This is a genomic window from Paenibacillus sp. FSL R10-2782 (genome assembly GCF_038592985.1).
Taxonomy (GTDB): Bacteria; Bacillota; Bacilli; order Paenibacillales; family Paenibacillaceae; genus Paenibacillus; species Paenibacillus terrae_C.
The window spans coordinates 1627863-1652878 of record NZ_CP151951.1 but is presented as its reverse complement, the minus strand read 5'-3'; the positions used below and the strand labels follow the sequence as shown (position 1 = coordinate 1652878).

Annotated in this window: 26 protein-coding genes; 3 read left to right on the top strand and 23 right to left on the bottom strand. The window is 46.8% G+C overall.

Annotation, left to right across the window (positions count from 1 at the left end):
• Nucleotides 1-757 precede the first annotated feature (757 nt).
• Together NST83_RS07675 and NST83_RS07670 are read left to right on the top strand one after the other, a co-directional pair.
• Nucleotides 758-1375, top strand: a complete 618-nt coding sequence (locus NST83_RS07675) for a hypothetical protein (protein WP_342417194.1) — start codon at nt 758-760, stop codon at nt 1373-1375.
• A gap of 220 nt (nt 1376-1595) precedes the next feature.
• A complete protein-coding gene (locus NST83_RS07670) occupies nt 1596-2633 on the top strand; it encodes an acyltransferase family protein (RefSeq protein WP_342416280.1) in 1038 nt (345 codons plus the stop codon).
• A 42-nt stretch (nt 2634-2675) separates the two neighbouring features.
• Here the strand turns inward: NST83_RS07670 and NST83_RS07665 are convergent, their stop codons facing one another.
• From NST83_RS07665 to NST83_RS07560, 22 genes are all read right to left on the bottom strand, one after another.
• On the bottom strand, nt 2676-3293 hold the full coding sequence (locus NST83_RS07665; protein WP_342417193.1) for a glycoside hydrolase family protein: 618 nt from the start codon (nt 3291-3293) through the stop codon (nt 2676-2678).
• Complete coding sequence (locus NST83_RS07660) at nt 3293-3568, bottom strand: phage holin family protein (RefSeq protein ID WP_342417192.1); 276 nt, start codon at nt 3566-3568, stop codon at nt 3293-3295. Before NST83_RS07660 ends, NST83_RS07665 begins: the two co-directional genes overlap by 1 nt.
• 1 nt (nt 3569) lies before the next feature.
• Nucleotides 3570-3872, bottom strand: a complete 303-nt coding sequence (locus NST83_RS07655; RefSeq protein WP_258012323.1) for a hemolysin XhlA family protein — start codon at nt 3870-3872, stop codon at nt 3570-3572.
• A gap of 86 nt (nt 3873-3958) precedes the next feature.
• Nucleotides 3959-8539 (bottom strand): LPD38 domain-containing protein, encoded by a 4581-nt coding sequence (locus tag NST83_RS07650; RefSeq protein ID WP_342417191.1) that lies wholly within the window; start codon nt 8537-8539, stop codon nt 3959-3961.
• A gap of 9 nt (nt 8540-8548) precedes the next feature.
• On the bottom strand, nt 8549-8833 hold the full coding sequence (locus tag NST83_RS07645) for a transglycosylase SLT domain-containing protein (RefSeq protein WP_342417900.1): 285 nt from the start codon (nt 8831-8833) through the stop codon (nt 8549-8551).
• Nucleotides 8834-8928: 95 nt separating this feature from the next.
• Nucleotides 8929-10518, bottom strand: coding sequence for a hypothetical protein (locus NST83_RS07640; RefSeq protein ID WP_342417190.1), 1590 nt, complete (start codon nt 10516-10518; stop codon nt 8929-8931).
• Between the two features lie 61 nt (nt 10519-10579).
• Nucleotides 10580-11125: a hypothetical protein gene (locus tag NST83_RS07635; RefSeq protein WP_342417189.1), complete on the bottom strand. Its 546-nt coding sequence runs from the start codon at nt 11123-11125 to the stop codon at nt 10580-10582.
• Between the two features lie 45 nt (nt 11126-11170).
• Complete coding sequence (locus NST83_RS07630) at nt 11171-12046, bottom strand: hypothetical protein (protein WP_342417188.1); 876 nt, start codon at nt 12044-12046, stop codon at nt 11171-11173.
• 10 nt (nt 12047-12056) lie between these two features.
• Nucleotides 12057-13457, bottom strand: coding sequence for a hypothetical protein (locus NST83_RS07625; protein WP_342417187.1), 1401 nt, complete (start codon nt 13455-13457; stop codon nt 12057-12059).
• Complete coding sequence (locus NST83_RS07620; RefSeq protein ID WP_342417186.1) at nt 13454-14011, bottom strand: hypothetical protein; 558 nt, start codon at nt 14009-14011, stop codon at nt 13454-13456. Before NST83_RS07620 ends, NST83_RS07625 begins: the two co-directional genes overlap by 4 nt.
• On the bottom strand, nt 14008-14148 hold the full coding sequence (locus tag NST83_RS07615) for an XkdX family protein (RefSeq protein ID WP_342417185.1): 141 nt from the start codon (nt 14146-14148) through the stop codon (nt 14008-14010). Before NST83_RS07615 ends, NST83_RS07620 begins: the two co-directional genes overlap by 4 nt.
• Nucleotides 14145-14525 (bottom strand): hypothetical protein, encoded by a 381-nt coding sequence (locus NST83_RS07610; protein ID WP_342417184.1) that lies wholly within the window; start codon nt 14523-14525, stop codon nt 14145-14147. Before NST83_RS07610 ends, NST83_RS07615 begins: the two co-directional genes overlap by 4 nt.
• The gene (locus tag NST83_RS07605) at nt 14526-16187 is read right to left on the bottom strand and encodes a pyocin knob domain-containing protein (protein ID WP_342417183.1); all 1662 of its coding nucleotides are present in this window, start codon (nt 16185-16187) and stop codon (nt 14526-14528) included.
• A gap of 1 nt (nt 16188) precedes the next feature.
• Entirely contained in the window at nt 16189-16770 is a 582-nt protein-coding gene (locus NST83_RS07600) for a hypothetical protein (RefSeq protein ID WP_342417182.1), read from the bottom strand.
• On the bottom strand, nt 16757-16909 hold the full coding sequence (locus NST83_RS07595) for a hypothetical protein (RefSeq protein ID WP_342417181.1): 153 nt from the start codon (nt 16907-16909) through the stop codon (nt 16757-16759). Before NST83_RS07595 ends, NST83_RS07600 begins: the two co-directional genes overlap by 14 nt.
• Before the next feature lie 34 nt (nt 16910-16943).
• Entirely contained in the window at nt 16944-17903 is a 960-nt protein-coding gene (locus NST83_RS07590; protein ID WP_342417180.1) for a Mu-like prophage major head subunit gpT family protein, read from the bottom strand.
• Nucleotides 17904-17924: 21 nt separating this feature from the next.
• Nucleotides 17925-18344 carry a hypothetical protein gene (locus NST83_RS07585; protein ID WP_342417179.1) on the bottom strand — a complete coding sequence of 140 codons (420 nt, stop codon included), beginning with the start codon at nt 18342-18344 and terminating at the stop codon, nt 17925-17927.
• 13 nt (nt 18345-18357) lie between these two features.
• On the bottom strand, nt 18358-19311 hold the full coding sequence (locus NST83_RS07580) for a hypothetical protein (RefSeq protein WP_342417178.1): 954 nt from the start codon (nt 19309-19311) through the stop codon (nt 18358-18360).
• 58 nt (nt 19312-19369) lie between these two features.
• Nucleotides 19370-21445 (bottom strand): hypothetical protein, encoded by a 2076-nt coding sequence (locus NST83_RS07575; protein ID WP_342417177.1) that lies wholly within the window; start codon nt 21443-21445, stop codon nt 19370-19372.
• Nucleotides 21442-21663 (bottom strand): hypothetical protein, encoded by a 222-nt coding sequence (locus tag NST83_RS07570; protein WP_342417176.1) that lies wholly within the window; start codon nt 21661-21663, stop codon nt 21442-21444. The genes NST83_RS07575 and NST83_RS07570 overlap by 4 nt, the downstream gene beginning before the upstream one ends.
• 222 nt (nt 21664-21885) lie before the next feature.
• Nucleotides 21886-23430, bottom strand: a complete 1545-nt coding sequence (gene terL / locus NST83_RS07565) for a phage terminase large subunit (protein ID WP_342417175.1) — start codon at nt 23428-23430, stop codon at nt 21886-21888.
• The gene (locus tag NST83_RS07560; RefSeq protein ID WP_342417174.1) at nt 23393-23878 is read right to left on the bottom strand and encodes a transposase; all 486 of its coding nucleotides are present in this window, start codon (nt 23876-23878) and stop codon (nt 23393-23395) included. The genes terL and NST83_RS07560 overlap by 38 nt, the downstream gene beginning before the upstream one ends.
• Before the next feature lie 486 nt (nt 23879-24364).
• On the opposite strand from NST83_RS07560, the gene NST83_RS07555 reads away from it, so the two are divergent.
• The gene (locus NST83_RS07555) at nt 24365-24556 is read left to right on the top strand and encodes a hypothetical protein (protein ID WP_342417173.1); all 192 of its coding nucleotides are present in this window, start codon (nt 24365-24367) and stop codon (nt 24554-24556) included.
• Between the two features lie 96 nt (nt 24557-24652).
• On the opposite strand, the gene NST83_RS07550 is transcribed toward NST83_RS07555, so the two are convergent.
• The gene (locus tag NST83_RS07550) at nt 24653-25009 is read right to left on the bottom strand and encodes a hypothetical protein (RefSeq protein WP_342417172.1); all 357 of its coding nucleotides are present in this window, start codon (nt 25007-25009) and stop codon (nt 24653-24655) included.
• Between the last annotated feature and the right edge of the window lie 7 nt (nt 25010-25016).

The window sequence follows — 25016 nt, the reverse complement described above, 5'->3', positions numbered from 1 at the left end:
CCGTCCCATTTTAAAAAAGAGTCTGTGGTCCGTCGAGCTAGGGGTAAAAAAAAACCTTGCACCACAAGGGTTTCAAAGGTTTTTACAAGCAAAGCGGGTGATGGGAATCGAACCCACGCTATCAGCTTGGAAGGCTGATACTTACCCTATTCATAGGAAGTCAATCACAGTCAAAAGATAGATAGACTCGCGTTTTAATGCTTATAGTGTAGTCAGGAACAGCATGTACATTTGTTGAATATACAATTGACTGCCCCATGACTGCCCCATACATTAATGAAGGAAACAAAAGGCCCTGGCATAATCGCAAGGGTCCTTTTGTTTTACTTGCTTACTATGGTCTTATACTCCAGATAAAGCTTTTTCGATAGCCACCTGAAGCTCCACTATAATACCTCGTTCCGCTAATCGAAGTGTAGCGTATGTAAGGTTCCTGAGAAAAGTCGAACCCCTTTTCGAAGATAACGACACATAAGCTTCTACGGGTGTAATCATGGTATTGATATCACCTAAGCCGACGCCCCGTAACCGGATTCGTCAAAGGCAGCCTGATTGCTTCCTCGACTAGCTACAGACGGAGACTAGACAGCGTATCCCACTAAAGTTGACTTTTCCCTTACACACATGAAAGAGGCAGAATCATTAATATAAATAATAATAGTAATAACCAATATCGCATTTTTACTGTAAAATAGGAATTGGTAAGTTTATCCACAGGACTTTATATAAATTGTACAATGAACAAGGAGTGAACGGAATGAGTATAATAGAGGTAAAAAATGAATACTTCGCTTATTTGATTGGGTTAGGCGGAGGTAAAAAGAGTGCGGAGTTTTATTTTGATATAGAAGGTAAGTATACCAAGGAAGAGGATTTTGATGGTATCCTCATTAAATCGTATTCAGTAAGTGAGTATGATAGCTTTGAAACACATGTATTATTAGGAGAATGGATTGCCGAGGCCCTTAACTATAAATTTACACATAACTATCCTTATAACAACGAGAAATTAAGCATTATTAAAGAACGGTCTGATTATGATATCGTTAAAAGCTCAGTAATCGATGAAATAAAAAGAATATATCGAGAAACACAAGATTATCTTGACTGTTTATTTCCTGATGATGAATTCATTTACTCATATCGAGTACTAAACAGTAGACAAGAAGTACAATATCTAAATCACCAAAAAGTTACGTATAATTTCATTTCATCTTTCTTTTCTACAAATAGAATTAATTTTCCAGGAAGGAATGTTAAGTTGCGACTACCAGTTAATAAGAGAGAAATTTTAGCTTATACAAATTTGGGTTATCGTGGCCAAACCTTAGGGGATTTAGAAGATGAAATAATTGTTATTCAATATTCAAGCTAACTTTTTACAAATGGAGGCGAACTTACACTAATAAAAACCCTGTACGTTACATATAAGTTGTAACTTCATCAAGAAGCCTTTAATTGTACTCTTCAATGGACTCCTACAAACAGAGCAAGGGGAATAATCCTCTTGCTTTTTTATGTGGATAAATATTCCTAGATCTGATAGAATACATATGTTTCAACATACCAAACATCAACGGGGGCTAACTTAAGTAATGTCAGAATGTGTAGAACGTGTAGAACGTAAAAGGTTAGACTGGGTTGATACAGCCAGAGGGATAGCTATAATAGCTGTTTTCTGCGGTCATTTTTTAACTCCTGACCGTAGGCTAGAAGTTTTCTGTTATTTGTTCCATCTTCAACTTTTCTTTTTGATTTCCGGCTTCTTTTTTAGCAAGAATAAGGACTTACCCTTTTCGGTATTTTTAAAAGAACAAATAAAAAGGCTAATAGTTCCTTTAGTGTTTTTTGGGGTATTGAATATTCTGTTTTTTGATTTCTACAAAGACGAAACCTCCCCTGTCATGTGGTCTCAATTCGCATCAATATTCACAGGGTTTAAAGATCATCCCGCTCCAGAGTTGTGGTTCATGGCTAGTTTGTTTTGTGTCTCAATATTTTACTATCTCATAAATAAAATTATAAAAAACAGACATGCAATATTAGTGCTATCATTGATTATATTCCTATTCGCCAAGGTGCCTGTAATTACTGTTTTACTTAAGCATTTATCATTTTTAAACGTCTACGATACACCTAATTATCTACTATTCTTTGCACTAGGAGATTATATATTCAGTCATCTTCGAAATTTCGATTTTAAGGCACAACGGAAAAAAATAAAATATTTCATACATGTTATAGGTTCTTTTTTATTTTTTTGCGCTTATGGAATTTTCACTTTCACTCCAGACTGGTATAAATCTTATGGTATTAATATTGATGGACATGTTATTTATAATGCTTACAGATTGGCGTTAACCTTAATTATTATTTCAGCAGTATTATATGTAAGCCATTTAATTTCGGACTTTAAAATACTTTCAGAGATAGGTAAAAACACTTTAGTACTAATGGGGCTAGAAATGATTATTAAAAACATTTCACTGAATGTTATGGGGATGTTCAACATATCCATACATTTAGATAACGCTTTGCAAATAGTCATATATTGTTCGCTGCTTATTTTCTTAGTTAAAATTTTGGCCTTCAATTTTTTTAATAAATCAGTTTCATATCTAATAGGTAAATAGCATGGAAAAAGGCCCCGGCATAATCGCTCAGGGCCTTTTGTTTTACTTGCTTACTGTAGCCGTATTAGTCTTACTATCCCACTCCACTGTAGCGCCCCACGCCTCGCCAACAGCCCGCAATGGTACATACGTCGTACCGTTAATCATCTTAACATCAGCGATAGTCTTACCATTTACGATTACATTTGCCTTTTCCATCTTTTCATCGTCCTTCGCATCCGGTTTGTTATACAAGGACAGCTCTGCTTCTCTGCGCCGTGTCAGACCAGCCAGCACATTACCCCCCCCCGCCTTGTTGTATTTGGTGATGTTGGCGGCAATCTGCGTCACTGTGCGGCCTTTACAAAGGCTGCGCAAATTACCAGCTCCACAGTTGTAGCAGAAGCTGACCAAGGCATCAAATTGGTTTTGTGTGAGTTTGTCCGTCACTGGCACATACGACGGGTTGTTTACATACGCCTCGTATTTGGCTAAATCATCCACCAACATAGCGTCAGCCTCAGCTTGTGTTATGGTCATGCCCTGCTTAACGTCTGGCCCGTAGTGACCCCACCCGATAGTCCAATACGTTTCAGTAGTTACAGGCTTGTATGCTTTCAGACGGCACCCTTCGGAATTCTTGATTAGGTGGAGTCCTGCTTCTGAGATTTTACGTGCCATTACTCGTCACCTCGATTACCGATCTGTTTGGACTGCTTGATAAACTGGTTGCCGTAGACAGCAAATGCCCCGGCCAACACGCCCTGGATAACTGCCTTTGGCCCCCAACCAATCATCCAGATAGTCAGGATCACTGCAACAGCGGTTACGATATACACAATGCTCCAGTCTGGCACGCGTGGAGTATTTTTAATAATGATGCCCAACACCCAACACAATGCCACAACGATTAACAATTTCGGATCGATAAGCGACCATACAGTATTCCAATCCATTTTATACGCCTCCCATTTTAAGTACGGCGACGATTGCGCCGATCACTACAGCAATAGCTGACCCACTGATTGTGCGCCATAACCACTTTTGGCCATCCTCAATCTTGTCCAGCCTATGGTGTGCCGATTTGGAAGATTGCATTGCTTCCCGTGCCAAATCTCGCGTAGCTTCCAAAGTGGCCGCCATAGCTGGTACGCTCTCCAAAGTCTTCTCCATCCGGGCAAGCTGAATTTGTATGCCCATTAGGGCCTTCGTTGTCTCTTCCACAACAGCGTTCACCTCGCTAAGTTCTGTATCTCCCACGTTCTTCCCCCGTTTCTAATCTCTCCATAACAAAAAGAGCGCATCATATAATGCGCCCTGCATCACCTATTTGTGCAAGTAGATCATCATCTTTTAAGCGGTACCCCCGCCTCTTCCATACGTTGGTTAATGTCGATGTAAATTTCATTAATCTGTTTTTGGATCTCTCTCTGGCGTGCAGCTCGTTCAGTCAAGGAAAGAGATACATCATTACCTAGTGCTCTTTTCTGATTAGTAAGCTCGGACAGGCGAATTGAAATAGATCCTTTCGCCCTGGAAGTAACCATTTTACGAAGGTCTTCACTGTACCACGTTGGAATTTGACTCTTACCATCTGCAACATCCGCAGCGGCCTGTTGCAATTTGGTTTTACCGTCATAGAAATCTGTGGAAAGTGTATTCGTGAACTGCGGGTCCAGAATGTAGTTTTTAAGCAAAGTATTTCTGACATTACCTGAACCTTGCTGACTGGTCAATGGTAACAATAGCCGCGCTGGATCTCCACCGTATGCCCGGATCAAATAGTCCACCTTCTTAGGAGACATATTTAAAACCTCTCCCAATTTGATAGCCACACTTGAAGTCCTCTCATCGTATCGGTTGACAGGAGAGTTGGCTTCAAACGACTTCGACTCAATGGGACGGCCAGCATAGTCGCGATTGGACATAACCGCTACAGCTGGAGCCAGCACCGTTGAATTAAGAGTACCGGACAATCCTTGTTCAAACCCGCCCCCTTGAGTAATAGGCTGGAGCGCACCGGATACTAATGGCGGTACATAGGCGTTCACTACTGCGTCTGCCGCCCCCTTAAATGCCCGGGGATTATCGTTATTCACCTTCTCCAAAGTGTCCACGAACAGGCCGCCAATAGCCCCATACTCCTGCGGCAATGGAATCTTAGTGAACGTACCGTCATCGTTCTTACCTACGTACAAGCTTCTATACTTGTCACGTGCAGGGATGATCTGATAGTCCGGGTCATCGTGGAATTTTGAATACTCGATCAGCTTTGGAACCAGCACCGTTAATGTCACCATCCCGATAGTTTTGATCGGGTGATCTTTAACCTGGGAAAAGAATTTACGTGCGCCCTGAACGGCTGCATTTTGATAAGGAATCAGCTTCTCAAGATTTTGAGATTGTGCGCCGCGTCGGCTGAAATTGGTTGTGATTTCTCTGGCTTCCCGCATAGCATTACGGATATTATCCGGAGTTCGCTCACCACCTAAACGCCGAAGCTCACCTTTATACGCCGCCATCCGGTTAAGGTTCTCTGTGATATCAGCAACTTTATGCAAGGCGCGGAATGGAGACGCTGCGACCTTGCCTGCCCCTTTAACGATACCTTTAGGAGAAAGAAACGGATCACGATCAAGAGCGCGAACGCCCTTACGTAAAGGCTTTTCTCCCCGCAATGCTGCCGAATACTCCCCGCCTGCACGACGAAACTCTTGCGACAAAGCCCTGATAGCCTCCAACCCCGGTGTGCCCTTGGGAAGCGTGTCTGCCACAGAACTGATAACCGCGTGCCCAAGGTCTGTAAGATGGCTGATCGGATTTTTAGATTGGATCATGGCCTGTGTAACGTCCATCGTGAAACCTTTAATAGAGAACACAGGAGCCAGTGCCCCGGTAGCGCCATACTTGGTGGCATCACTTAGCTTACCGAAAACGTCCAACACAAGATTAGACTGTTCGGCCCCCATACCAGCCAGCGCCTTAACAGCTTCCGGGTCTTTGATTTTAAGGTAAACGGGCTCACCCTTAAACATGGCACGCACAACGTTGTCTTCGTCCAGACGTTGACGGTTAAACAGTTTGTCAAAGTCTTCATTCAGCATCTGAACATAATCCACTTCATCACCTTCAGAAAGAAGCTGTTTGAGTGACCTTTGCCCGGCTGGTTTCTGTACAATCTCCATCGTACCCATGTACAAATCCGGGTCTTTACGGACAGCATCCACCAGCGTCTGCATAACACGGTTACGCATTGCAGCGTTTACCCATGCCCCTGTAGCTTCGATAGCTGATCGGCGTGGATCTACTATGTTGCGAACAGAACCTGTAGGACTGACCTCCTTGATAGGAGCTTTCTGCCCTGAAAAGGCATTGGTCTGTTTCATCGCGAACGGACTGGCAAACTTCTCTGATGTCGTGAACTGTCGGCGCATTGGAGCGTAATTAGGGTTGCGCTCTCTAAGAGCTTTAAACGCACTTTCTGACATTAGCCCCTCTTCCACGCCATAAGTACGCAACATATTTTCGTTGAATTTATCCCACTCAGCCGCTAACTGCTTAAATTCAGGAAACCTTTGATCATAATCACGAATCTGTTTTTCCACTTTTTCAGGTGTCATTTTCAGGTTTTTGGCATATACACGTTCACCACGTTTCATACGTGTAACCGCATGACGTAGAACAATGTAATCTGTGAATTTACTTGTTTGACCCCGGGCCACTTTGCTGAAAATATCTTTCAAGCTTGAGCCAATAATCTCACCTTGTGGATTGACAAATTTATCATTGACAATAGTGTTGGCAATATTATTGGCCCTGTTAGCATCAATCGACTGATCATACGCTTTAGGACTGAGCTTTTTGAGTGGCGACCGGGAATCTACCATGTTTTGATGCAAAGCGCGTACCACTGCCTCTGCTTCGGCCTTGGTCCCTTGAACATCTCGCCGTAATGGGTTTCCCACGATTTGATCTGCCGTTGTAAGAGGATTGCGGCTAATACGTTTATTGCTGCCAAACATAGAAATACCCACGCCCTGATTACCGAACAAATTAGTGAACCAGTTTTGCCGCATAGGGGTTAGCTCTTCGATCTGAGAAGGAATAGTTTCTGTTTCTGTAACTGGCGTTGGCTCACCCACGTTAGAAGTTTCCGCCGACACCCGGGCAGCTTCGGCTTGATCCGCTTTTGCCTGACGGCGACGTAAAAACTCGGGGACAGCAGAATCATTAATATCAAATGTCTTCTGATTATTAATAGATGATTCATTTACACGTGGGCCTGATCCCTCTTGTTTTAACTGGCTCGATACAAGCGGTTGATCAGTAACGCGCAAAGCAGGGTCAAGCTCTTGCACGCCAGCTCGTAAATTATCCCGAGCCGCTGTATATGCTGCTACTTGTTCGTCAAACCCGCTTGTTTCTCTCCATGACGGCACACGTCCTGACTCATCCATAAAGCCGTTATCAACACGTTCCTGTGCCAGTTTATATAAATCTTTGTTGCTCGGCGCTTTCCCATTAGCCCGGTGAAATTCTTGATACCAAAGTGGGTTCTGAGATGTGCGTCCTGTACGGCCAATGACCTCACCTTCAGGAGTGCGTTGCAGTTGCCCCTGAGTTACGCCACCTCGACTGTCGCGGGACTGCTTGAGGTATTTATACTCGTCAATGACACGCTGACCGTATTGGCTTTCCAGCTCTTGCAATCTGGCATTAATCTGTTGAATCTCTCCACGACCTTCAGCAGCATTGGCAGTAGCACGACGAGTCTGTGGCGACCCCTCAGGCAAATCGAAAGTAAACGGATTAGCAATTGCCTCGTCGCCTGCCTGCTGGACAGATCGGGCTGTTGCCGAATTAATACGAGCATCCTTTCTACCCGCGGGCAGGCTGAGAATTTCAGACACTTCGCTGTCAGGGATGCCGTTCTTTTTGAACAGCGCACGCCAGCCAGCTCCGACACCTCTGACCACTACTTCCCCGCCAGCTCCAAACGCTGCACCCATAGTAGCATTATGAAGCATTTCCTCGCCTGTAGACTGATCCAAATTAAGGCCATAAGCAGTATTCCCAATGGCCCCCGTCGCTGCTCCCGTAGCAATGCCGCGAGTAACACGATCAGCAGCGGCAGACGTTACGCCTGGTAATTTAGATGCCTGTCGGCTAATCGCATTCACAGCAGCATTACCCGCCCGCGTAGCAAGCGCCCCCTCTGCCGCAGCCATTGGCCCAGTAAGTAGGTTTTGCCCCTTAACGCCCGGTGCTGCTGGGTTAAAAGCCAATCCAGCAAAACCTCCTACTGTACCTGCTATATCCGCTACATTATCCGCTGTAGCGTTTCCTGTTGTGGTGTTGTAATAGGGTTGTTCTCCAACAATCATACTACCGCCTGTGCCCACGGCCCGGTTAATAAAGTTACCTGTATCTGTGTTTGACATTAGACCCGTACCCCACTCGGCAAGAGGCTGGATCGGCTTGAGATACGGGTTTTTGTTAACTGTGTTTTGGATCTCTTCCATACGCTGTTCATATTCGGTTAAAGGTTTGATCGTTTGTCCAGTAGCCTGCTTGAAGGTTTGTATAGCTTTTGGATTACCCTTCGTTGCCTGAGCAAAAGTAGAATTTTCAATAAAACCAGGTCCGATACGTAACGGATCAGGAAGCTTCGCCCTTTCCACAGATCGGGCCTGAGTTTGACGATGCATTTCCTGCGCGGCTTTATTTAAAAAATCGAGGCCCAATTCTGGCGTGAACACATCCGACAACTCGACTTTATTCGCTTGATTATTTCGAAATTGGTCTGATCGACTGGTACGCGACTGCGTATTTTTTTGAGAACTAAGAGTGCCGTTTAAAGCACTCTCTCTAATTTCTGATGCACGTTTACGCTGGTTCTGTACAAATTGTTCGTGTCGGGATGCCATCTAATCACCTCAGTACCATTTATTTTTATCCCAAAATGCGAGTGCTTTTTCAGGCGTTCCGTATCTGTCTTTAATGTATTGAACACCTGCTAATGCTTGTTGAGTTGGATCGTTCCAGTTCACACTATTGCCGCCATAAGATTTGCGGGTACCGTCCAAAAACTGAAAAAGCCCACGGGCCGTGGACTTTGGATTTTTGGCATTTGGATTAAAGCTAGACTCTCTAGCAACCAATTCAAGCGTAGGCTGGAGCCAACTTTGCGGTAACCCTTTCTGTTGAAGTGCTGAAGATATAGCGACATTTGCCGTAGAATAATTACGCGGATTCGCTTTTGCATCCTTAGCTGCCTTGTAATAATTTTTATAGGCCCCGGATCCACCGGGGCTAGTCAGTTTCCCGACGTAACCCCATACCTTTTATCCAAATTCGCTATTTCTTTAGAAGTCAGACCAAGCGATCCAAGTACACGGGCATCATCACCATCGTTAAGCTGTAAGCCCATGACGTACTGATACATCGCGTCTTTGGACGTGGAATCAGTAGGCAGTTTCTTGGTCTTCGGATCAGCAAATCTATTAAACGCCATATCGGACGCTTGGTTCGTAGTGAACCCTGTGTACTTAGAATTAGATCCGACACCATTAACGCCGTCCCCGTACTCAAGCCATGAACGAGCGTTTTGGTCTTGGTCAAGTGCGAGTGTGGCCTGGCGGAAGGCTGTGTTATTTTGCTCTTGCAAACTTTGAAGAGCATAACTCATGCCGAACTGTTGAACGTCTTGATCAAACTTCAAACGCCATTGCTGATCCGTAATCGCGTCACGGGCCTTCTGATACGCAAACTGCTGTGCCTGGAACGTCTGTGGTGCATTCGGATTAGCAGCCTGTCGGTAGAGTCCCTGCCAGTCGCTCTGCGGTGTAACCAACTTTCCACTCAACTCGCTGACAGCATTAGCCGCTTGCTGGTTGGCCTGACGTGTTTGCAGATCCATCTGTTGCCCCTGAAGGGTACGAATGCCTGGACTTGCTGTACGAGCCGTATTGTAGTTCACATTAGCTCCGTACTTGCTTGGATCGATACCCAATGCTGACAACTGCGCCCGGATACCGTCTGCTTGTTTCGTCAGGCTGGCACGTTGCTCCGCTGTAACGCCTTTAACTTCTGCCTGTTGCTTGAGTGATAACAATTGATCAATCGCTTGTCGTCCTTCTGCCGGCAGGTAATTTCCCGTGAGTTGTCCCTCCGTAATCGGATTCTGGAAATACTCCTGATTTTGCAGACCATACAAATTAGTAAGGTCGCCCATCTTATCCCGCTGCACACCATAGTTAAGCTGTTGAAGCTGCATGTCCCGGTTTGCAGCATCCGAGTATCGTGAATATGACTGTTGCATGAGTTGCGGTACAAGCGTATTAGCAAGACTCGACATGGTGTTGTCAGCCACTTGATTAGATACCAATTCGCTGTATGACGATTTACCCTGCCCGTTGGCACGTAACCGCGCATTCGTATCAGCCTGCTCCGTTTCGATGTTCCGCTTAGCCTCCGCCAAACTTGATGTATACGAGGGATCATCCTGCGGATTGTAACTCCACGGATCAGGAGCTTTGTATTGGAACGCTGGCTGATTGTTTATCATATCGTTCATACGTTGTAAGGTCTGTTCCGTCTGCCGCTGTACAGGCGTATACGTAGCCTGTGGCGAGCTTTGAAAACTGGTAGCAGCCTGCACCATCGGGCTTGGAGAAGACTTGGGCTGGTTAGGAACACTCACAGGAGCACTGGTAGGCTTTAAGCTACTCCACGCATTATTAAAGCCTTGCTGCGTTGTCATGGCAGATCCATTGTTGACAGAACCAGCTTTAAGAAAATTCTTGCCATCTACCGTTACATATCCATTGCTATATCCAATCCGGCTGTTATTCACGCCTTTGCCATTAAGCGCCTGCCGGACACCGTAATTATTGGTGGTTGCCATTGCACACCTCCGTTTCTGAGCATGAAAAAAGGACCCTCGATTGAGAATCCTTGAAGATTATTTATTTTTGTAGTTTTTCTAGTTCTTGTTGTGCCTCTTTTATTAATTTGGAATTGTTTTCTATTTCTTGCTTATATGATTTAAAAAAAGGATCACTTTCTTTCTGCTCTTCCGTTAAATTCTTTTCAAAATGATCCACTCTTACCTGAAGTTCCTTTGATCTCTTTTCAGTATTATCAATAGTGTTTTTTAGAGTTTCTATTTTCTTGGATTTAGCGTAATCCTCATCCTCTTGTGAGACAACAGAATCTTGTGCTTTAACCTCACTCACAGAACCACTCCCCTCTTGTCGTAGTTTGATTTCTGTGTTATTTACGCCTACGGTAACACCTAAATTTTCGGACAGCGCGCGCACAGGCAAGTAGCTAGTCCCTTCTATTACAGCCGCTTGACCAATAGACTTATCGTTCAGTTTAACGTCCATCGTTTTGGTCACTTTTTGACCAACCAGTTTATCGGCAGCCGCTTGAATTTGAGGGGAAAACGAAATACCTAAGCCAATAACAATACCAACCAAAAGAGTAGAAATAGTTTTAATGTTCTTCATAATGGCACCTCAATGTTATTTTTGGCACCATTATACCATATAAATCTAGTTCCCTTGACTTATTTGTGCATGAGTATGGTTGCCAGCAGTCCGCCAAGTATAAATTGTCCCGTCCACCGCTTCAAACTTCGCCCCATCAGGTATGCCGTGGTTATGGCTCCCAGATCCGCCAGTTGAAATGTTTGCATCAGCTTTACCAGCCAGTTCCTGATTAAGACTGCGACCTGAGTTGTTATCTCTAAAATTACTAAAATCTCTTACCGTAACATCTCCTGATGTGTTAAGCGATATATTTCCGCCATTTGTAGCTTCTATAGCTAACGGTCCGTAGGACTCCAACGACATATACCCAAATAACGTTTGCAACCGAGCTTTAACCGCCCCGTTTGTGAAAAACTCAAGTGCAGGAGCCCCGCCGTAATTCGCAATGATTCTTATAAAATTTCTGCTGTCGAAATAAGCGCCAAATAAATCATTGTTCCAGCTCATCTCAGCACGTGGATAGTCATTATACCTTGTAGCAATATAAGAGCCATATATCTCCACAGCCTCTACTAAACCAGCCGTGATATGTCCCAAGTTGGCTGAAATAGCGGAAAGCTGACTCACTTGGATCTTATCAGCTGTCACCGAGTTGGCTTGAATCTTTTCTGAGGTGATTGCGCCTGCTTGAATCTTGTCAGAGCTAATTGCTCCGGCTTGAATCTTATCTGCGGATACTGATCCGGCTTGTAAGTTCTTGGCCTGTATACTATTTGCCCGAATGTTATTGGCATCCAAGTTACCATTAATGATGAATTCCAAATCCTTTGCCATTTTCGCTACAGTGTTGGCAAGGTCTTTAACGTATAGCAACAACTGCCCTAAATCTTGTGTATCCGATGGTCCACTTAATCGTGGACTGTCACTCCATATCGCCATGCTAAACCTCCTAATAAAGCGGCAACTGCCGTACTTGTCTTGTGAACTCATGGATTCGTGCCCATCCAGAACCAGAGAACCTAACACGAATCCAGTTCTCTCGCGTGAACTTTGCTACAGGAATAATAACTCTTCGAACTTGAGGGGCACCGCTACCAGAAATAGAGTTGACCAATGTCCAATCATTCCCGGATATGGAGGATGAAACGTATATATCCATATTTCCTGATAGTTCTACTACCACCCAAAGCTTGTACCAGCGTTGTTTCTGAGCAATTGTACCGCCGTTAAATGGCTTTGTTGTGGCGCTCCATGCAATAGCATTCCCGGCATCCGTTTGCCCCTCCAGCCGTAGTACGCGGCCCTGCGCATCGCCCACGTAAAGCTTGTTCTGCATCTGGATGAAATAGACAGCTTGAATACCACGCCATAAACTCCAGGCTTGAATGCCCGGACGTGGATCATACACCAGCAGCTTATCTCCTGGGATATTGAAAAGCATCCGTGTGCCATCTGTCCCTGCCGCGCTTTGATCGGTTACACCGTCCAAGTAAGTACCGATGATATCTGAGAAGCTTTTGCTTGGAAGCGTTCCGCCGCCATAGTCGTATATGCCTGTCTTATGCATGAAGCGTAAGAAGCCCTCTTGAGTCACTGTAGCTTTATTGGCAACTGGTCCCATGTCCTCCGTAATTAGCTTTGTGTTGAAGTCGGAAGGCAAGCCACCATACAACTCGTGCAAGCTGTTTGGCATTCCTATAGTGAGTTTGGTCAGGCTACCCGTGAGCATACTGATTTGTTCGCCTCGTGAAGACTCCATTTGCCTACGGTAGCTACCCTCTTCGGTCAGGAAACTATCCCACACAGTTGGATTGTCCAGCTTTGAAGCCCACAGCTCCTTGCCTACTGCACACCATAAACGGTTTTGATAGGTGGTAATGTACTTGCCACTGGCAGGTGACGATCCACCAAGGCTCTGCACGCTGCCGCCGTCATATCGCCGCATGGCATCCACCCCATTGCATCCAATCAGGTTCACGCGCGACAAATTGCCCTGAAAGTTTGTAAACGTCCATTCGGCAGATGTGTTCAGGCCGCTTGCAAGCGTGGCCCAATCAGACCCATTCCAGCGTCTCCACGTACCGTCATTCCATACGACATGCAGCTCCCGCCCTTCCCATACGCCCATCCCCAGCACGCGATTGCCAGCTTGACCAATGACGGCATATCCTGGTCTTGTCGTAAGGGCTGGATAGTCTGCCGTACTCATGTTCTGCACGTCTGTTAAAAACCGATCGTCTATCGACAACGGATCATAAGTGTTCAAGCCGCGAAACTCGCGGATAGACACGGGCGAAAGGATACCCGGCAAAGGCTGATAATTCGGACTGTCATATTGAATAGGTTTCACTTTACAACACCTGCCTGATGGTTCTGAGCAGCTACATTCCACGCCGCTTTATACTGCCCCTCATAGTTAGCCGCTTTAACGCTGTCGTCCTGGCTGTTGGCGATATACGCAGCCAGCGCCGGAATGTATGTCCAATGGTATTCTTCCGGTGCGTCCGGCTGAATCCCCAAGTTGTCTGTTGTAAAGGTGCTGGTCGCAATTCGTCGGTAACGCAAAAAGCCCTGCAAGTCCGTATAAGGGGCAGGGTAGAGAGACAACGTATGAGTAGCATCCGTAAAGTAATATGCATTCTGTGCTGGAGTCACGTCCTCACGGTCAAAGCTTCGGTACTGGAACATACCGACCAGAACAGAGTCAATATTCTTCTGTCGCACATCGGACGGTAGCACATAATCAGTCTGGGCGGCTACACATACGAACCGTGCAACCTTAGGTATTTTAACCACATTGAAAAAGTCCTGATTAACCGCATTCAGCCAAACAACCTTATCAGCCTGTGGAACTTCATTAGGAACAAGAAGATCCGCTTCGGCGATAATCTGCGTTAGATTCATGTGAATTCAATTCCTGTGATGGTCTTATATTCGTCCGGTGTGATTTCCCCGAAACGGTTTGTCTCTGTAATTACAGCACCCTTTAATTTCTCTGCCGTTACCCAATTCCATTTAAAAGCAAGGCTCCAAAATGTCATTTTCCTCCAGCTCCTTTCAGGTTTATAAGTTCCAGTTTGGTTGCTGCCAACTCCGCGCCCATGCTCGCTAAAAGTTGGGTTTGCTGCATGGCCTGAATTTTCAACTCCGTAAGCTGCTGCCCAAGAAGTTCATCACCAGTCGGTTGTGCAGAACCCTTTACAATCAGACCGCCATCCGGTGCAACTTCAATTTCCTGCTGCTCAATAACAGCTCCTTCTGGTAATGGGTTGGTGACCCGATCCTCGTAAACAGCCTCTTTTGTTACGTTACCCTCATCATCATGCTCGGCTGGCGATACCATAACAGACAGAAGCTTGTAATCCCATGGACCAATATTAATTACTTGGCCATCTAGTACCACTACATCTTTAATCATTTATACAGCCCTCCATCCTGTATTGCCTGATCCAGACTCTTTAATGTAGAGCGTTGATCCAGCTCCTCCGACTCTATTACGATAAAGCGCACCCACAGGGGCAGTGATCACTCCCTCGGGGCTTCCTACTCCTCTATACATTTCTACCAGATCGCTAACTACTGTAGAGCCGCTAGAAGTGGTAAATTTAATATCTCCTACCTCATTATGCAGTGTTATTGCAGTTGCTCTACTATCTTGGTAACCGAAATATCCGCTACGACCATTCGCCAACCCAGACCTATAGAACCGCATATATACATGATCTGTACCAACTAAAGCTAAGTTTCCACCGCCATTGGATATGATGTTAAACGCACCAGTAATATCTCCACCACGAGTCATGAAAATTTCCGTCCACTCTCTCCAGTCGGTATCATTGAACGAAATACGGAAGTATACGCGGCCCGGGCTGTCGTGAGAGACATACATTTGCACACGAGCACCATAATCACTGTTCACAATAAGCTTTCCATACGTGTAAGCCCCGGACGGATAGTTCGAATAACCTGTCCATGCGGAAAGAGCCACATTATAACCACCAGATAGCGTGGCATCATTCCAATTTGCTGGTGCATTGCCTCGATAGCGATATGCGCTATTTGCCAGGCCATACGCAGAACTTACCGCACTCTCTGTAGCCGCTATATCATCCCGTGTCCCGTTAACAGCCTTGGAGAGTTGGACAACACCCTTTTTAGTTAAAGAAGCATCCTGTGTCTTCTCGGCTATCGTAGTGCTTAACGCTTGCACTTCCGCATCAGTATAAACCTTCGACGATGCAATAGCGTTATCTTTGGCTGCGTCAGCCTTAGATTGCGCTCCTGTCTTGGTTTCACCAGTATTGCGCACAAAATTGGCATCCGCACCACTCATAAGGCCAGACGCGGCACCTGTTACAGCATCAGGGATAATGTCTGTGCCTCCTGTGATATGAGACGATGCGTGCGGCCCAGGTGTAGCTTCCCCGGTTGCCGTGATCATAACCTTCTTGCTTGCCGGATCAGTTGTGACCGTGATTCCGGTACCACCTGCAAAGTTAATTGTCTCCTGCTTGGAGCCAGCAATTACATCTCCCTGCCCTGGTGCTTTAATCGTAGCGAAAGCATTCTGATTGACTTCCGCGCCTGACTCAATACCGTCCAGTTTACTCTTGTCCGCAGAAGACATAAGCCCTCTAGCTGCTGGTGATGCTGTTGTCGTTTCCGCCTTGGCATCCCACGCAGCTTTCTCTGCATCTGTCACGAAGCGATTAGATGTATCTTGAACAATAATAGACGGTGGATGCGTAACTGGATGCACATAGTTGTTTGCCCCTGCTTCGATCCCATCCAGTTTGGCCTTATCAGCTGCGGACTCGAATCCTGGAGTCGTTGGCGTTGCGTTGGCATGGGTGTGAACACCAGAAGCCTTACTATTCCAGTTATCCTTATCGGATTGAGTCACATGGATAACCACATTCTGAACGTGTGCAGTGAAGTCGGCGTTCTTCTCATCCGTATACTTCTTGGACTCTTCCTCCGCCTTGTCAGCCTTCGCCTGTGCGCCTCCCGGCGTTTCCCATTGCGGCGGCTGTCCGCCAGCTATATCACTACTTGTATCCCTCCAGGGGTATCTGCTCATGTTACCACCTCTCATCGACAGAATACCGCTCATACCCGTTAGAGGCCGACTGATACTCCGTATAAAGTTGATCGTATTTACTGTTATATTCCTGCGACTCGTTGCCGTTTGTGATCTCTTTAAGCACCCCATACACAAGCAACATGTCGTAATCTGGATCAAATCCTGTATCCTTGCCCATGTCCTCCAGCCGTAACGGGTACAACACAGGAGCATGAAACACCTTAATGCCATACGACACTTCAGCATCTGGCGTTGGTACGATGCCAATTTGCCCGGCTTGGAAATAGTGGTACGGCTTTATAGAGGCATTATGAAACTGTCTTAACGGCAGCCTGATATATTGGTCACCACACAGCATTGTTACCTCAGTAACAGCACTCTGCGGACAAGGCAGCGTATAGGATACCTGACCCTTAACCAAGTCGATAGCCGTACAAACCGTCTCTGACTGCTGTTGCGCGGAACCAAGATTCCGCAGCAGACGATCTCGCACCTGTGTGATCTTCCGCAAGATGGACGCAGGAGACAGCGTATGCGGTGACTTCTCGATAATTTCCTCCACGACATCACTTACCTTCATCGCGACTCACCTTCTCTGGCTTGCGGCTTATCTGCTTTTGGACAGGTTGTCTCTGCTCCAGCAGCCGCTCCAGTAACTCATTGGTACGTTGTTGCTCCTGATGGATGGCATTCAGCGCATCCAACTCGTCTCGATACATATTGCACCTCCCAAGCAAAAAGGGGCCGAAGCCCCTAGTCCACCTTATGACCATAAATGAAGGAATAGTTCACGAAGCCGTAAGCCCAACGGCCAATAGCTTTGTACTTTGCAGCTTCTGTGTCGAAGTCCGTCATTGTGCCATTTTCAACCTTCCGACGTTCTTGCCACATATTGAACTGGCGCAGGCGAGCAGAGTCGGCAGCATACCAGTTCTTTCGCTTGGACGGATGAATAAACGGATTGACGATAACTTTGATGTTACCCATATACATGTTGGCATCAAAGTTATTGCTGCCTGGCTCATACTTCGGCAAATCCGCATCCGGCAATCCAGCAATCTTGAAGGCTGCACGCGCATTATACGGTGCTACGATCAACGTATCAGGGATCACCGCCATCGGATTGCCTTTATCGTCTCTCCACTCTTGCATGGCTACGGCTGTATCATCCCATGCATCAATAGTCAGAGGGCTATTACCCAAGTTCCCTTGCACGTCCGTGCTATTCGTTGGACTGTACGGATGGTCCGCAGCAAACAACGGCTTACCATCAGGGCCAAGATAGCTTTCTGTGCGACCGCGCCAGTTCGCTCCCGTGGCGTCGAAGCCGTTATTCAGGAACTCTACAGCTTGGAGCTGACGGGTCTTATATACTGCATCAGCCAGGGATGTAATCCGGCGTTTGATCTCTGTAAGCTGCAAATCGTCGATGAAATCCCGATCAATAATACGGCCATCCGAAAACTTACGGTTTTTGATGATCTTCTGCCAGAGCTGGGCTACGTCCTCATAGTAGACCTGGTTATTCGAGTGGCCCCATTCTTCCATAAGACCCTCACCGCCAACTCCGTTGTAAGACTCCATAGCCTTCGTGGAGTTGGTCACGTTGTAAAGCAGTGGAATAAAGTCTTTCTTGTTTGCCGTCTCCATTTTGTACAACTCTTTGAAGATCGGTTCTAGGACACGCGGGTCCCATCTCAATGCTGTCTGCATAAGTAAAATCCCCCTTCGCTATTAGGACAGTTGACGGTTCTTAACCTTGAACCGCGCCGTCTTTTTGTTCACATTGATATCAAAAACAGCTAGCGCTCCACCAGCTACGGTTGCCGCATCCGCAGCAAGTCCACTAGCAGCCAGAGCTACCTCATTAGCCCCCGCAACAAATCCAGCCACCGCTGTCCCCGTGTACGGGCCGTCATACCAGTCACCCTCACGGGCCAAGACAAATTCCACCGGCTGATTGACACCTGCTGCTACGTTAGCAGTCAGGAAGCCTGCAATGGCATCCGTAGGGCCCGCCTTAGTGACTCTACCTGCTGCAATCTTAATCGCCTCGTCTTCCAGACCAGCCTCGTTATCAGTCATGAGCAAGCTGGTGATACGAGTCGGGTCCTTGCCGTAATCGTTGTATACATACTTAAATCCTCGTGCCATATCGCACATCCTCCTATTTGTTGAAGTTTTTCGCGTATTTCTGCGCGTTTTTCGGGTCGATCCCGAATAGGGAAAATGCAGCCGTCAATTCTTCTGGTGCTTGTGGCTCCAGGCTGCCAGTTGGATTCGTCTCCACTTGAGCTCTCTTATTAAGCCGCTGCGCCTTAATGACAGTCTGCTCAGCCTGCTTCCGTGTCTGGGCAGCTAGCACGTCACGGTGTACAAGCTCATAGGCATCTACAGGGTCATACCCTCGCTCCAGGCGTACGTGCATGTCAGGGGTCATCCAAGCTGCGGTACCTGTGTCCGCGTCTACCTGGTCAGCTAACGTGGGATACTTGTCAAACAGCATCTGCCAACCTGCAAGCTGACGCTGATTAAGCTCTTCCTGCTTCCGGTACTCCTGCTCCTGCTGGCTGCGTTGTACGGCTTCCTGTGCCTGTTGTAGTAACGGATGATTGTCTAGGTATCTGTCCAATAGATCCGGGTCAATGCCAGCGTTTTCGGCATCCTCACGGAGCGCAGCCTTTTGCTGCTCGAAGTCATTAAGCTTCTGCTGTGCCGCCTCCTGCTCAATACGATCCAAGTTATCCAGCAGCTCTGCGTGATCCTTGAATCCTTGCTGGCGTGCAAGACGATTTAGAGCCACTTCATACTGCTGGCTACGGTCTTTGATCTTGTCATAGTTCATGCCCTTTTCGACATAGCCTCTGACCTGATCATCCGGTACTACTGTTTCCTGCCCGTTGTACTTGACCGGAATACCTTTATGCTCTGGTTCGGTTTCTGGATCATCTATGGCGGGATCATCCTGTTCTTCTAAGCTCAATTCCGGGTCTCCTTCGGGATCTCCGCTCTCAGGAAAATCAATGCCGAAGGCTTTGTAATACTCACGAACCTCATCATCATTGCTCATCTGTTCCTGTTGCTGAACCTCTTCGCTTTGGCTGGCGTTAGGGTTAGTCATGTCGTTATTCCTCCTTGTCCGCTATGGCTGGCGGAAATATAAATAGGCCAAAGGATTCTCACCCTTGGCCTGATCGTTGTGGCTGCATCAGTTGATGGGCAACCTTGGCAGCATCCAGATTCATCTTCTGTTGTTTCATCCCCTGCTCAAACTCCCTGTCACGCTGCTCGCGCTGCGCTTGCTCTCCACCAAACTGCTGAAGCTGTTGCCCCATAGCCTGATTCTGCTGGCTCAACTGCTGCACTTGGGCTTGCGCTTCCTGTGCTTGCTGCTGAGCATGGGCAAACTGCTGTTGCGTCCCTGCTGATTCTTCGATCCGGCGTTTAATGACATCCATTGACTCCATACGACCTGTCTGGATGACGAATCGCACAGCCTCTGCATCCACCATAGGCAACTGCGTGATCGGGTCGCGCATGTTCATCAGATTGAATACAAGCTGCAACCAATATTCACGGTCCTGAGGCTTGTCCACACTGATGTTAACCAAAATATCAAACTCAGGCGTAAATTCTTCTTCGACTGACAACTTTTCGGGCGATTCTTCTCCTGTCACTGGGTCGGGAACCATGTTACCCGTCTGGAACTCAGACGGCACACGCGAAACGATTGCCTCACGGCTGATAGAAACTTTACGACCAGTCACACGGGCAATACGCTCCGTGGTGTAAAACTGGACAATCAGCTCCACGTATTGGGCAAACACCTCTTCCAGCGCCTCCTGGATCATGTCGGATGCTGTGTTCAGGCGTGTGCCAGCAGCAGCCATGAGCGCTTTAGCTTGTTCACCGCTGGTTACATTGCTACTGGCCTGCCCATTAGCGCTGTCAAACTGGCCCGGAATCTTTTGCAGCATCTCATCATAATAGTTCAAGGCGTTGAATACAGTTGCTGGAGCATTGACACCTTGCAACTCCTTCACATCATTCAGGCGTCCGGGGGCAACAGGCAGCATCGCGCCAGGAAGCCCGCGCTGCTCCTGCCATGTTCGCGGCTTGGAAATTGCCCCTTCCTCATACGCGATGGCTGAGCCACCCATCTTGGCCGATGTCTCGACAGCGATTTCCGCATACTTGTTCTTGATGATCTGCGGCTTAATCATGTCACGAGCAAACCCCTTACCCCAGACACTGCCCTCTTCGGGGTACAGGGTTCTGGCGGTGAACGGGTATTGCCCATGATCGTACACATACGACTTATGCTCCAGCATCACACCTGACGTGGAAATGTAGATACAGTGCACACCCTCCATCTGGCCTGCTGCCTTGGCTACCATCTCGGACGGATCAGCATCACGGGCAAGCATCTCTTCGGCAAGCTCCGAAAATAGTTCCTTATCCTCATCCGTGACCAGCTTCGGCAGACCGCGATACCAATACTCGATCAAGCCAGATGTCTTATCCGTGGTGTGGATGCTGTTCTCCGGTGTCTCCACAAAAATGTCTACGTCAGACGATCCGTTATCCGGCTGTACCTTAGCCCCTTGCCCCGGCCAGCGCTTCCGGAAGTATTCCAATGGCTGGCGAGTATGAATTATGACAGCCGACATCTGTTGCAGATAGATGAAATCATTGATACGTGGGTCTGGAAAAAACGTAGCCAAGTCAACAGGCAGAATGTCATTGCGGCCAGTATAACGATTCATGCCACGTCCACCCTCGACAGTCGGGTCAAAGATGGTTTTATAAATCAGCGGCCCGTGGATGACCATACGCCTCACCGCACGCATATGCTTCTGCTTGAACTGGATTTTACGCAGCTCATAGGGCATAAAGTCGTTTAGATCCCGCGCTTTGGTCTCGTCGCTCGGCTCAGGGGCAGAAAAATCAGGGTAAGGCATCCAACCTGCCAGCTTACCTACAATGGACTCAATCTGCGAGAACACGATATTATCTACCGCATTCGGTCTACGCTTGGACGTTGCCTCCGTCCGCAGGCCGTGCCAGTGGTCACCCGTGTAAAACCGCTGTTCCTCGCGCCAATGCGACTCCACGGGCTGGCGTGCAGCTTTGAATATCTGGTAATCCTCATGGACGGTATCCCAGATCCGCTGCTGTTCAGGCGTATTCGGGTTGGTTGAGTCTGCAACATCCTCGCCGCTGAATATGCCTTTCACCTTATCGAGTAGCTTCATCCTTCGTCATCCTCCATCGGGTCATCGTACCAGCTAAGACGCTTTGCCTGCTTATCGTCTGGTGGACGTTTTTCATAACCTTTAGTCGCCACGTATTCGCTATAATTACGGGCAGATAGGCGATCAACCAAATCCTTAATCGTACGGTCTTGGTCACGTATACGCAGATACAAAAAAACGATGGTCGCTATCCCCATCGCACCGAATACAATTTCCAATTTGTTCACCCCTCAATGTATAAAGACTGTATATTTGGGCATCTCATCCTGAAAGCAAAACCCTGTAGTTATGCGGGTTTTTAGCTTATTGCATACTCTATGCATAAATCGTTTTGGCACAAAAACAAATAAACCCTTATGCACCAAGGGTTTCAGCTTGCAGACTTGTTCACAAAACTTTGTCTTTTGTACACATGTATTGCATAATCGCTGTATAAGCAATTACCAAAAGTGTTGTGCTATTGGATCGTCATCATCGTCGTCGTCTGAATCAAAGTTTGAAGCCCGCTCTGGGATTGATTCAGGATTAGCACTCCACGCCGACTCCTGATGATTACTTATAGTGTGTACCAGTTCCCCGGTCATTGACATCGTATCCACCTGATCATCATGTTTTCCCTTAGGGAAGCTAAGCAACTCCGCTTCAAAATCATCGAGCCACGCTCCATCCTCCCGGTGGAATACCTTCCCTAACTCATACCTAGCAGCGATAGGCAGGGAACGAGTAACCTTATCCTTGTCCACTTTTACAGGCAGTATGGTCATACCATCACGCTTGCATTCTTGAATCAGGTTAGTACCAAACGTCTTGTCCTCAATAGCCTGAAATTTGGGTTTGTACCTCATCTCCATTTGTTTCATCAAGCCTTTTTGTTCCGGACCCTCTATATGAGTGCGATACACATCCCGTACTAATATATCCCGATCAGGTGTAACCATGATGGTGGTAACAGCAAAATAGTCATTGATCGTCTTTTCGCTGTTCGCGGTATCCACGGTCTGGAACATCCAACAAGCATTGCCTACGAAACGGCGTCCATCCGAGAGAACAACGTATTCTATATTGTGAATCCGCTCAAATCGGAAATATCGGAAATGTTTACGTTGAAAAATCGTCCCTCCCGCAGCAGATGGTCGCTGCTGATACAAGGCACTGAACACGTAGGAACCAACATCATGCTTGATTTGCTCAAGTCTATGAGAATCAAATCCAAATTCAGCCCATAAAGGTTCACCTGGCTTGCGACCTAGTACATCCTCTTCCTCTGCAACAGCTGGGAAGTTGATAACCGTCCAGCGATCACCTTTATGCGTTCCGTTCTTAATAGCGTCTTGTTCCTCTTTCAATAACCGCCCTACAAGATCATCCTCATGCCAGCGCGTCATCACCACTATAATCCGACCGTCAGGAGTAAGACGGGTGTACAGTGTAGATCGGTACCACTCCCATACCTTCTCACGCATAACTTCCGAATTGGCTTCTTCGCTATTTTTCACCGGGTCATCGATGATCGCTATCTTCGCACCTTTACCCGTGATAGATCCACCAACACCAGCAGCCGTTACACCGCCCCTGTGATCTTGTAATGACCACGATTCACTGGACTGGTTGTTCTTATCAAGGCACTGGTCAAAAACGCCTTGATTAGCTGTTAGAGTGTCACGGGCAATACGGCTGAACCCTCTGGAGAGATCAATACTGTATGAAGCAACAATAATTTCATCATCTGGGTTACGCCCTACATGCCATGCCGGGAACTTCTTGCTCACCCGTTCCGATTTACCATGCCGGGGCGGCATAGTGACAATGACCCGTTTCAACTCACCCGTACTAACTCGTTGTAAAGTGGCATCAAGTAAATCCAAATGAGCACCAGGCTTGTCCATTCCATTGCTGTCATAATCCATAAAGTATGAAAAGTCGGTGTATGCACGGGCAGCTCTCACCTCATCCAGAGTCGGTAGTTTTTGCGATAATTCGCTCAAGGTCTGCCAGCTCCTTTGGATCAAGATTGCGTAAATTGTGGTTGTATTCGTGCTTCACCTCGCCGGACAGTTCAACATCTTGCTTATCGCGCCACACTTTGGGTTTACGATTCTTGAGCCAGAATATTTGTGCAGTCACATCCGGTTGTACCTCTTTCGTGACTCGCTTAGTCTCAACGCCGCCTTCCGTTGTTATCTCATCATACCGATAACCCATAGCCCTCTTAAGCAGCGAATTCTCCACTTGTACGTCAACGACTTCCTGCCCTCTTTTTAGGGCTTCCGTTAATTCCGGGTACTTGTTCTTATACTCAGAAAAAGAGGACATCGCCACCCCAAGTTTCTTGGCAATATCCTCCTGAATCATCCCGTCACGCGCCCATGCTTCAATAAGCAGGAGCTTGGGTTCAACGTGGGTTTGATATTTACTTTTCCGTCCTCCTGCCATCACAATTCAGCTCCTTTCAATGCAAATTAAAAAGCCGCAGAAGAATTTTCCTGTGACCTCAATAACGTATTGACAGCAATACATAGTCGTGTTATTATATATTCAGAGGGTGCGGTAAGCACTCCGGAAAGGAGAACCTAAGATTATGGGGACAGCAATTGTACTTCTACTGACTGGCTTGGTTAACCTCGCAGCAGCTTGGCTTAATTTTCAAACTGCTAAGAAGAATAACCGCCGGGTAAAGTAAAAAGCCCCTTACGTTGCACCGTAAGAAGGCTCAAGTCAACAGCAGGGTTGGGGAGTAATCCCCTTCTCTGCTCCCTATTAATCTTATGCTTATCTTACCCTCTTCAAACTCTGTTGTAAATTATTTTTTAACAAAGGAGGCACCAGCATGGAAACTCTCACACTTGTCATCTCGTTGGCCGGCTTGGTTTTATCGTTGGTTGCTTTAACGCAAGCTATCAAGAATAGGAGGTAATCAATTTGGCAAATGCCGCTTTGTCTTTCCGATTCCCGGAAGAGTTCACTACCTTGTTGCGTACCTGGTCATTTGTTACTGAAAAGGATCAACGCACACTATTGCAAGAAGCCTTCACGGAATATGCAGCTAATCACCCCGACATTAAGGAAAAAGTCGATCAAATTATAAATACACTGAATAACCCGTCCAAGTGATGGGTTATTTTTTTTCAACACACAGCGGAATCGAACCGCCATAATCCTATATGTGTCAAATAAGGCAAGGTGCGTTATGCACCCGACCTTTTACATTTAAACGGTATGTGTTCCTTCCACGCCTCGGGCTTCACGTTCCAATGTCCGTTTCCGAAGCCATAGAAGCGCTTCTTCCAACTTTGTGATTGCAACTGCGTTATCCCGACTACGATACTCACTGTTTTGGAATCCTTCAAGACGGGCAAGAACCATGCCAATTAAATCTTCATTGGCTACTCCGTTTACTCCAACCTCTTTGATCGGCCCCTCTTGGAAATGAACGCTACCAACTACCTCTCCATTCAAATCTTGCACTTCAAAATAGTGTGGCGCGTTGTATCGATAATCCTTTTCATGATGTACGGTAGTATACTTTTCGGTAAGTAGTCCATTTTTTAGCTTTACTAATTCCATGCCCATC

Excerpts from the sequence above, each read along its gene's own strand:
- NST83_RS07595 (WP_342417181.1), bottom strand. The coding sequence starts at position 16,909 with ATGTATCGAGACGAGTTGGATGCGCTGAATGCCATCCATCAGGAGCAA.
- NST83_RS07575 (WP_342417177.1), bottom strand. The coding sequence starts at position 21,445 with ATGAAGCTACTCGATAAGGTGAAAGGCATATTCAGCGGCGAGGATGTT.
- NST83_RS07600 (WP_342417182.1), bottom strand. The coding sequence starts at position 16,770 with ATGAAGGTAAGTGATGTCGTGGAGGAAATTATCGAGAAGTCACCGCAT.
- NST83_RS07650 (WP_342417191.1), bottom strand. The coding sequence starts at position 8,539 with ATGGCATCCCGACACGAACAATTTGTACAGAACCAGCGTAAACGTGCA.
- NST83_RS07675 (WP_342417194.1), top strand. The coding sequence starts at position 758 with ATGAGTATAATAGAGGTAAAAAATGAATACTTCGCTTATTTGATTGGG.
- NST83_RS07615 (WP_342417185.1), bottom strand. The coding sequence starts at position 14,148 with ATGACATTTTGGAGCCTTGCTTTTAAATGGAATTGGGTAACGGCAGAG.
- NST83_RS07635 (WP_342417189.1), bottom strand. The coding sequence starts at position 11,125 with ATGAAGAACATTAAAACTATTTCTACTCTTTTGGTTGGTATTGTTATT.
- NST83_RS07620 (WP_342417186.1), bottom strand. The coding sequence starts at position 14,011 with ATGAATCTAACGCAGATTATCGCCGAAGCGGATCTTCTTGTTCCTAAT.
- NST83_RS07580 (WP_342417178.1), bottom strand. The coding sequence starts at position 19,311 with ATGACTAACCCTAACGCCAGCCAAAGCGAAGAGGTTCAGCAACAGGAA.
- NST83_RS07605 (WP_342417183.1), bottom strand. The coding sequence starts at position 16,187 with ATGAGCAGATACCCCTGGAGGGATACAAGTAGTGATATAGCTGGCGGA.
- NST83_RS07550 (WP_342417172.1), bottom strand. The coding sequence starts at position 25,009 with ATGGAATTAGTAAAGCTAAAAAATGGACTACTTACCGAAAAGTATACT.
- NST83_RS07610 (WP_342417184.1), bottom strand. The coding sequence starts at position 14,525 with ATGATTAAAGATGTAGTGGTACTAGATGGCCAAGTAATTAATATTGGT.
- NST83_RS07630 (WP_342417188.1), bottom strand. The coding sequence starts at position 12,046 with ATGGCGATATGGAGTGACAGTCCACGATTAAGTGGACCATCGGATACA.
- NST83_RS07665 (WP_342417193.1), bottom strand. The coding sequence starts at position 3,293 with ATGGCACGTAAAATCTCAGAAGCAGGACTCCACCTAATCAAGAATTCC.
- NST83_RS07670 (WP_342416280.1), top strand. The coding sequence starts at position 1,596 with ATGTCAGAATGTGTAGAACGTGTAGAACGTAAAAGGTTAGACTGGGTT.
- NST83_RS07640 (WP_342417190.1), bottom strand. The coding sequence starts at position 10,518 with ATGGCAACCACCAATAATTACGGTGTCCGGCAGGCGCTTAATGGCAAA.
- NST83_RS07560 (WP_342417174.1), bottom strand. The coding sequence starts at position 23,878 with ATGGCAGGAGGACGGAAAAGTAAATATCAAACCCACGTTGAACCCAAG.
- NST83_RS07660 (WP_342417192.1), bottom strand. The coding sequence starts at position 3,568 with ATGGATTGGAATACTGTATGGTCGCTTATCGATCCGAAATTGTTAATC.
- NST83_RS07590 (WP_342417180.1), bottom strand. The coding sequence starts at position 17,903 with ATGCAGACAGCATTGAGATGGGACCCGCGTGTCCTAGAACCGATCTTC.
- NST83_RS07585 (WP_342417179.1), bottom strand. The coding sequence starts at position 18,344 with ATGGCACGAGGATTTAAGTATGTATACAACGATTACGGCAAGGACCCG.